This window comes from Citrobacter sp. Cpo089 (genome assembly GCF_030332695.1).
GTDB classification, from domain to species: Bacteria; Pseudomonadota; Gammaproteobacteria; order Enterobacterales; family Enterobacteriaceae; genus Citrobacter; species Citrobacter portucalensis.
In genome coordinates this window covers 45,969-53,303 of sequence record NZ_JAOWHJ010000069.1, presented here as the reverse complement: position 1 = coordinate 53,303, position 7,335 = coordinate 45,969, and the positions used below count along the sequence as shown (strand labels likewise).

General features: G+C 52.9%; 6 protein-coding genes and 1 tRNA gene. 2 read left to right on the top strand and 5 right to left on the bottom strand.

What is annotated here, in order from left to right:
• The first annotated feature begins 297 nt into the window (after window positions 1–297).
• Entirely contained in the window at window positions 298–2,019 is a 1,722-nt protein-coding gene (locus OGX92_RS18440) for a SulP family inorganic anion transporter (RefSeq protein ID WP_003830679.1), read from the top strand.
• A gap of 310 nt (window positions 2,020–2,329) precedes the next feature.
• Here the strand turns inward: OGX92_RS18440 and OGX92_RS18435 are convergent, their stop codons facing one another.
• Window positions 2,330–3,991, bottom strand: a complete 1,662-nt coding sequence (locus tag OGX92_RS18435; RefSeq protein ID WP_206160203.1) for a fatty acid--CoA ligase — start codon at window positions 3,989–3,991, stop codon at window positions 2,330–2,332.
• A gap of 49 nt (window positions 3,992–4,040) precedes the next feature.
• On the opposite strand from OGX92_RS18435, the gene OGX92_RS18430 reads away from it, so the two are divergent.
• A complete protein-coding gene (locus OGX92_RS18430) occupies window positions 4,041–4,424 on the top strand; it encodes a helix-turn-helix transcriptional regulator (protein ID WP_286586912.1) in 384 nt (127 codons plus the stop codon).
• A gap of 18 nt (window positions 4,425–4,442) precedes the next feature.
• Here the strand turns inward: OGX92_RS18430 and OGX92_RS18425 are convergent.
• The 4 genes from OGX92_RS18425 to cutA form a co-directional block, all read right to left on the bottom strand.
• Window positions 4,443–4,518: transfer RNA gene (locus OGX92_RS18425), tRNA-Phe, on the bottom strand.
• Window positions 4,519–4,670: 152 nt separating this feature from the next.
• On the bottom strand, window positions 4,671–5,246 hold the full coding sequence (locus OGX92_RS18420) for a transcriptional regulator (protein WP_008785982.1): 576 nt from the start codon (window positions 5,244–5,246) through the stop codon (window positions 4,671–4,673).
• A 36-nt stretch (window positions 5,247–5,282) separates the two neighbouring features.
• Window positions 5,283–6,992, bottom strand: coding sequence for a protein-disulfide reductase DsbD (locus OGX92_RS18415; protein WP_286586911.1), 1,710 nt, complete (start codon window positions 6,990–6,992; stop codon window positions 5,283–5,285).
• Window positions 6,968–7,315, bottom strand: coding sequence for a divalent cation tolerance protein CutA (gene cutA, locus OGX92_RS18410; protein ID WP_003025447.1), 348 nt, complete (start codon window positions 7,313–7,315; stop codon window positions 6,968–6,970). Before cutA ends, OGX92_RS18415 begins: the two co-directional genes overlap by 25 nt.
• Between the last annotated feature and the right edge of the window lie 20 nt (window positions 7,316–7,335).

Here is a 7,335-nt window from a genome sequence, read left to right as displayed (position 1 = left end):
GGGCTTTTTTGCGTCTGTGCGGGATGAAAACCGCCGGATGCGGCGTGCCGCCTTATCCGGCCTGCAGGGGCTGGGCTGAACGCATTTTGTAGGCCTGATAAGCGCAGCGCATTAGGCACATCGCAGCACCATCGGGTGCAAAGCAATATCCAAAACCTCCATAACACAAGCCTTCCTGCGGCATATGCGGTAAACCCCCAATCTGAATTTTCTGTATTACCTCCCGAAAATATCAGGATCGCCTGCGACAGTTACGTGTACCTTTATCTATTAGTAAGGGTCTATCCGGAGAATAAAGTGTTCGGAAAAATGGTATTAAACTACATGCCGGGGCTAAAAAATTTATTAGCGTACGATAAAAGCTGGCTAAAACATGATGTTAAAGCCGGGTTATCCGTTGCTGCCGTAGCACTACCGGTTGCGATTGCTTACGCTGAGTTAGCGGGAGTCGGGGCTATCGTCGGGTTATATTCCTGCGTGTTGCCAATGCTAGCTTATGCGCTGTTTGGTTCTTCCCGCCAATTGATTGTTGGTCCTGATGCCACGACCTGCGCGGTGATTGCGGCCGTTGTGGTTCCTCTTTCTGCCGGAAACCCAGAACTTCACTGGCAGTTAACAATCGTCATGACTGTGATGATGGGAGGATGGTGCCTGCTTGCCAGTAAATTTCGCCTGGGGGCGCTTGCTGACCTGCTTTCTCATCCCATTCTAACGGGTCTGCTTAACGGCGTTGCCGTGACGATTATTGTCGGGCAACTCGGTAAGGTATTGGGGATTACGCTTGATGAAGAGCAAGTGATTGAGAAGATCATTGCCCTGCCTGGTCGACTCTCAGAAATTCATTTATTAACCTTAGGGATCGCCATCCTAACGTTAGCGATTTTAATAGCTATCAAGACGTTTCGTAGCCAATGGCCAGCACCGTTGATTGCTATTGTGATAACAACGGCGCTGGTATGGATTACATCTGCGCAGCAGTATGGGATTGCCACTATTGGGGGATCGGGCTTTCAGTCTGGTTTGCCCGTCGTTCACTGGGGATCGTTTCAGCCTGGTCTGGCGCGTGATTTATTGATCCCTGCGCTGAACCTGGCGTTAGTCAGTTTTGTTAGCCTGATGCTCACCGCTCGCAGTTTTGCCGCGAAAAACGGATACGAAATAAATGCTGATGCTGAGTTCAGGGCTTTGGGGGTCGCGAATCTAATGTCTGGCTTATCTCAGGGGTTTGCGATTAGCGGAGCCGATTCCCGGACTGCGGTAAATGATTCCTCTGGAGGGAAAAGCCAGCTGGTTTCCGTTGTTGCTGCCTTAATCATCGGAATCGTCGTGGTATTTTTCACGCAGCCATTACAATTTATTCCGGTATCTGCATTAGGCATTGTTCTAATCTATGCATCGTGGTCATTAATTGATTTACGCGGACTCTGGAACCTGAGGCGAAGAAATAAACCCGCATTTCGCCTGGCATTCTTCACCTTTGGCTGTGTTCTGATTATTGGTGTTATTCAGGGGATTGGCCTTGCGGTATTGCTGGGTCTGTTGCAGTTCCTGCGCACAGTTTTTCGTCCTACTGAACACTTATTGGGAATTGACGAAAATGGGATGATTCACTCATTAGGTAATTCAACTGATGTGAAAATGATCCCTGGCGTGTTGATGTACCGATTTAACTCACCGCTGACCTATTTTAATGTGGCTTATTTTAAGCGCCGCGTTTTGAATTTAGTCGATGGTGCAGTACTACAACCTAAATGGGTGGTCATTGACGCCGTTTCTTGCTTTACCTATTCAGATATCAGCGTTCTGGCAACCATTAATGAGTTAAAACGGGATCTGAAGGGGCGGCAGATTAAGTTAATTCTTGCGGGCCGGAAAACGGAGTTAACACGCTGGTTTAAGGAGAGTCGACCGACAATGAAAGACGACGACATGATTCTGGCACCAGACCTTTATTTGGCGCTCCGGTTCATTCAAAGTAAAGAAAGCATGAGTGAGGATGAATCTGGCGTTGTTGAATAATGCAGATTTAGGTAAGTGATCAGGCTGGATGGAAGGGCTGGGGACGGATTTCTCGTCCAGCAGGACCTGACATTGACCGGAACCCACAAAGCAAGGAAATCAGCCCGTAAACTGATTTTGCCGAATCAACATAACGCCGGGCCCGAGATGCCTGTGGCGATGAACATGCCCAGGCACCCATTTGCTAAAGGGCGATCAGCATCCGCGCGGGGACGGTGAGATCCCCGGCAGAGCATTGATACCGACATGCTACCTGAAATATAGACAGCGTGACTGTTGTTAACCTTACGCTATGAATGCGACAAATCGCTTAAATGCTTTCCTTCCCATTGCTGGCTTCGAGCTCGCGGATCAAGCGCTTGTTGATCTTGCCGACGCTGGTTTTGGGAATTTCCGGGACTATCCTTATCTGTCGTGGGATCGCCCATTTGGTTATGTGGCCGCGGTCGACAAATCCTTGTAGATGTGCCGCTATGGCCTGCGGCTCCAGGTCCTCCCCTTCCTTGCAAACCACCAGAGCCAGGGGGCGTTCGCCCCACTGTTCATCAGGTATCCCGACGACGGCTACCGACCTGACCGCCGCGTGTGAGCTGATGAGGCTCTCCAGCTCCAGCGTGCTTATCCACTCACCGCCCGTCTTGATTACGTCTTTGATGCGATCCTTGATTTCCACTATCCCATGGGGATCGATAGAGGCAATGTCACCGGTATGCAGCCATCTGCCATTCCATAGCTCAGCCCCTTTCTCGGGTTCCTTCAGATAGCCCTGAGTCAACCAAGGGGCTCGCACCACTATTTCACCCAGGGCTTCGCCGTCGTGCACTACCTCCCGACCTTCGCCATCGACGATACGCAGATCCACCAACGGAACAGGCAGGCCGGTCCGAATCCGCAGGGGTAGCTGCTCATCCATGGGAAGGGCCAGCTCGGCATCGCTTAAGTGGGTCATACAGAGCAGGGGACAGGTCTCAGACATGCCATAGCCGGCGTGAATGCGTATGCCCTTATGGTGGGCCTGTGTTGCCAGTCCAAGGGACAGTGAACTGCCACCCAGCAACATCTTCCATCCCGACAGGTCGGTCTGTGTGGCTTCGTCGCACTCAAGGATCATCTGCAAAATGGTTGGCACACAGTGCGAGAAGGTTACACCCTCATCGCGATAGAACCGCACCAGCTTGTTGGGTTCGTAACGACCGGGGTATACCTGCTTCACACCTAGCATTGTTGCGACATAGGGAGCGCCCCAGGCGTGCACGTGAAACATAGGAGTGATCGGCATGTAGACATCGTTCGATCGTAGCAGCGACTGTCCCTCGTGGGCTGCCAGGAGGCCCAGTTCATTGAGCGTGTGCAGGACCAGCTGACGATGGCTGAAGTAGACCCCCTTGGGATTGCCCGTGGTTCCAGTGGTGTAGAACAAGGTCGCTACCGAGTTTTCATCGAAGTCGGGGAAGTCAAAGCGATCTCCCGCTGCGGCCTGAAGGGTCTCATATTCCCCCAGCACCGGCAGGCTGGTTGCCTTCGATTCTTCGTCGCTAAGCTGGATGTATCCCCGGACAGTGGTTAGCGTCTCTGCCAGTGACTCGACAACCGGCAAGAAGTCGTCGTGCACCAGTACCAGGTTGTCCTCGGCATGATTCATGGTGTAAGCGATTTGGTCCGCCGAGAAGCGGACGTTCACCGTGTGTAGCACGGCACCAATCATAGGCACCGCAAAGAAACACTCGAGGGCGCGATGGCTGTCCCAATCTAAGAGGGCGACGGTGTCTCCAGGCATGACACCGGCCGCTGTCAGCATGTTTGCCAGGCGATGGATACGCTGTTTGAGGGTGCGATAGTCGTAACGCAACTTGTCGGCGTAGACGATTTCTCGCTCGGGATGAGAACGCCCACCCGACAGCAGCAAGCTCTTGATCAGCAGCGGATAGGTATGGGCTCCCTGCGCTGACTGTATGACTCTTGTTTTCACCATCCAGGTTCCTCGTTGACTCATTATTTGCTCGGTATGATGGCAATTGTAGATGAGGGTTGGTATTTACTCCCTGGCGTTTGCTTCAGATGTCGAGGCGGCGCACCAACTCAAGCCCCTGGGGATGAATGTGCGTACCCTGCAACGCCATCTGGAAGAGGGTGGTGCGACCTTCAGCGAGCTTATCAATGAAATGCGGCGCGACCTGGCGCTCCCGCAACAGTATTGTGCCCAAGGTTGTTCAGATAAATTACTCAAATCTGGCCTACGGTTAAGCACGCCAGAAAAAGAGGTGTGTCTGATACCGCTATATTTTTTGCCGTACTATGGTGGTTCCAGTGAAGGTTTAAGTGTCGTGATGAGGTGGGGTAGGAGTTGCTGTGGTCAGAAAGATAAGAAATCTCGCGGAGCCCAGAAAGCAAAAAACCCGCCATAGGCGGGTTCTTCTAAATAGTGGTGCCCGGACTCGGAATCGAACCAAGGACACGGGGATTTTCAATCCCCTGCTCTACCGACTGAGCTATCCGGGCAACGGGGCGCATTAAACCGTATTCACGTCTGTCAGTCAATCAAATTTCTGGAAACATTGTTCAACCGCTTAATATTGCGGCAATCTGCATGGTTATGCCTGAAGTTTGCACAAATCTATCCGGCAGAGGCGACGAAAACAGGTAATGCTCGCTTAGGTCAGCGCACCGCCCATTCGGCACTGGGCAAAGCGCAGGATATCTTCAGCCAGGCGGTGTGCCGTTTCGACATCAGCATGGCTACGATTAACCAGCATGCGGCTCAGGCAGCCTTCCAGCACCAGTTCCATCTGTTTGGCGACCATTGCCGGGTCGTCAACTTCCAGCGTAGTCAGCAGCTCATGGGTGAAGTCATGTGCCGCCTTTTTTTGCTGATCGGCTAACTGATGGATCGGATGCCCGGGATCGGGGTAAAACGTACAGGCGGCGATGAACAGACAGCCGGGATAGCGATTATTGCTCACGCATTCGGACAGCGCAGTGTAGCGCGCCAGTAATTTCTGCTCAGCGCTCAGCGTGTCATCCAGCAAAAGCTGACGCCGCCAGATATCCACCCGCTGGCTGAGGTAGCGTAGCGCATCGTACAGAATGGCCTCTTTATCGGGCCAAAAGCGCTGCAGTTCATCCAGAGGATAATCGATGCGTTCGGCCACCATTTCCAGCGTGGTATTGGCTATCCCTTGCACCTCAAGTAATTTCAGGGCTTCTCCCAGGACATCTTCACGTTGCACGGTATTCTCCTCCGTATTTCCTGTTGCAAGTGTCGCTCACGGTTGGCGATCGCGCAAATGTGCGCTGAAGGTCGCGGCATCCATAAAGCCCGTAACCCGAGCTTCCGGGTGCTCTTTCCCCTCGGCATCAAAGAACAAGATAGTCGGCAAACCTAAAACCTGTAGATGTTTCAGGAGAGCGACATCCTGGGCATTGTTTGCTGTCACATCTGCCTGCAATAGCACCGTGTTGCCTAGCGCTTGCTGAACCTGCGGATTACTGAACGTGTACTTTTCAAATTCCTTACAGGCTACACACCAGTCGGCATACAGATCCAGCATGACTGGCCTGCCTTTAGCTTGCGCCAGTGCTTGATTTAACGCATCTACCGATGCCACCGGCGTGAAGTTAAGATGTGCCTGGGTTTGAGCATGTGGTGCGCCGAACGCCCAGTCTTGCAATGGACGCACGCTTACCAGTGCTGCGGCTAACAGGACAATCTGCACGATACGCATCCAGGCGTGCTTTGCCTGTAGGCTGGTGATGAACGCCCAGCCAAAGAACGCGACGGCTAGCAGTGACCATAAGCGAACGCCCCACTCGTCGCCAACGATACGTTCGAGTAAGAAGACGGGAAGCGCCAGAATGACAAAGCCAAAAGCGGTTTTGACATGTTCCATCCATGGGCCACTTTTAGGCAGCAGGCGGTTGCCAAATACGGTAATCAGCATCAGGGGGAATCCCATCCCCAAAGCATACAGATACAGTGTGCCGCCTCCCAGCCATATGTTCCCGCTCTGAGCGATATACAGCAAAATCGCGCTTAGCGGGGCCGTTGTGCAAGGAGAACAGATGAGGCCAGCAATCGCCCCCATCGCAAAGACGCTGCCGGGAGATCCGCCTTGCTGGCGGTTACTCATTAGCGTGAGACGCGTTTGCAGTGATGAAGGCAATTGCAGCGTGAACAGGCCAAACATCGACAGAGCCAGCAGCGTAAAGATGACGGCAAGGCCAATCAGGACGTAGGGATGCTGAAGCGCGGCCTGGAACTGCAAACCGGCGGCTGCAACAACCAAACCCAGCGCGGTATAGGTGAGCGCCATCCCTTGAACGTAGATAAACGTCAGCAGCAATGCCCGTCCGGTTGATAAGCGTTGCTTGCCACCCAGTACGATACCGGAAATCAGCGGATACATCGGCAGTACGCAAGGCGTAAATGCGATACCAATTCCGATCAGCAATGCCCACAGCGCGGAGAAGGGGAGTTGGGCCGTGGGCTGCGGTTTCTCTTGCGGATCTGCAGTGGCTGGGGCTGGCGCAGGGGCCGCCGCAGAACCGGCAGACACTTCACTTAATGGCACCGTTTTTGTTTCTGGCGGATAGCAAAATCCGGCGTCGGCGCAGCCCTGGTATGTGATCGTTAATGTTGCGCCAGACTTAGCCTGATTGACCGTGATCGGGACAGTCAGCTGTTTACGGTAAATCTCACTTTTGCCGTAAAACTCATCTTCATGCCAGACGCCTGGCGGTAGTTTTACCTCAGCAATATCGGCCTGAGATGGCGCAATGCTTATCTGTTTGCGATACAGATAGTAGCCATCTTTAACCTGCCATGTGAGGTTCAGATCGTGTTGGTTTTGCTGAAAATCAAAAACAAACGCCCGATCGGCAGGAACAAACTGCGAGCGGCCAGGCGCGTCAAATAATCCGGCAAAGGTAGATGTGCTGCACAGCAGCAGGATCAGCGTAAGGATGCGTTGAGCCATGAGCGGTAATCAAAGTCTCCGTGAGTGACGGGTAAAACCAGAAGTTCAGGCGTTTGATACGGATGATGTGACTTCAGGCAATCGAGAAGGGCTTGCTGGTGTGTGACGGTGGTTTTTAAAATCATCTGGACTTCATATTCCTGTTCCAGTTTGCCTTCCCAATAGTAGAGGGAGGTCGCACCGGGTAGCAGGGTCACGCAGGCAGCCAGCTTTTCCGCCAGCACTTTGGCGGCGAGATCCTGGGCGGTTGCTTCATCCGGGGCGGTACAGAGCACCACAACGGTATCGGGGATGGAAATATCCTGACTCTTTACATCAAGCATAAACACCTCGAAAGAACAGA

Excerpts from the sequence above, each read along its gene's own strand:
- OGX92_RS18435 (WP_206160203.1), bottom strand. The coding sequence starts at position 3,991 with ATGGTGAAAACAAGAGTCATACAGTCAGCGCAGGGAGCCCATACCTAT.
- OGX92_RS18430 (WP_286586912.1), top strand. The coding sequence starts at position 4,041 with ATGAGGGTTGGTATTTACTCCCTGGCGTTTGCTTCAGATGTCGAGGCG.
- OGX92_RS18415 (WP_286586911.1), bottom strand. The coding sequence starts at position 6,992 with ATGGCTCAACGCATCCTTACGCTGATCCTGCTGCTGTGCAGCACATCT.
- cutA (WP_003025447.1), bottom strand. The coding sequence starts at position 7,315 with ATGCTTGATGTAAAGAGTCAGGATATTTCCATCCCCGATACCGTTGTG.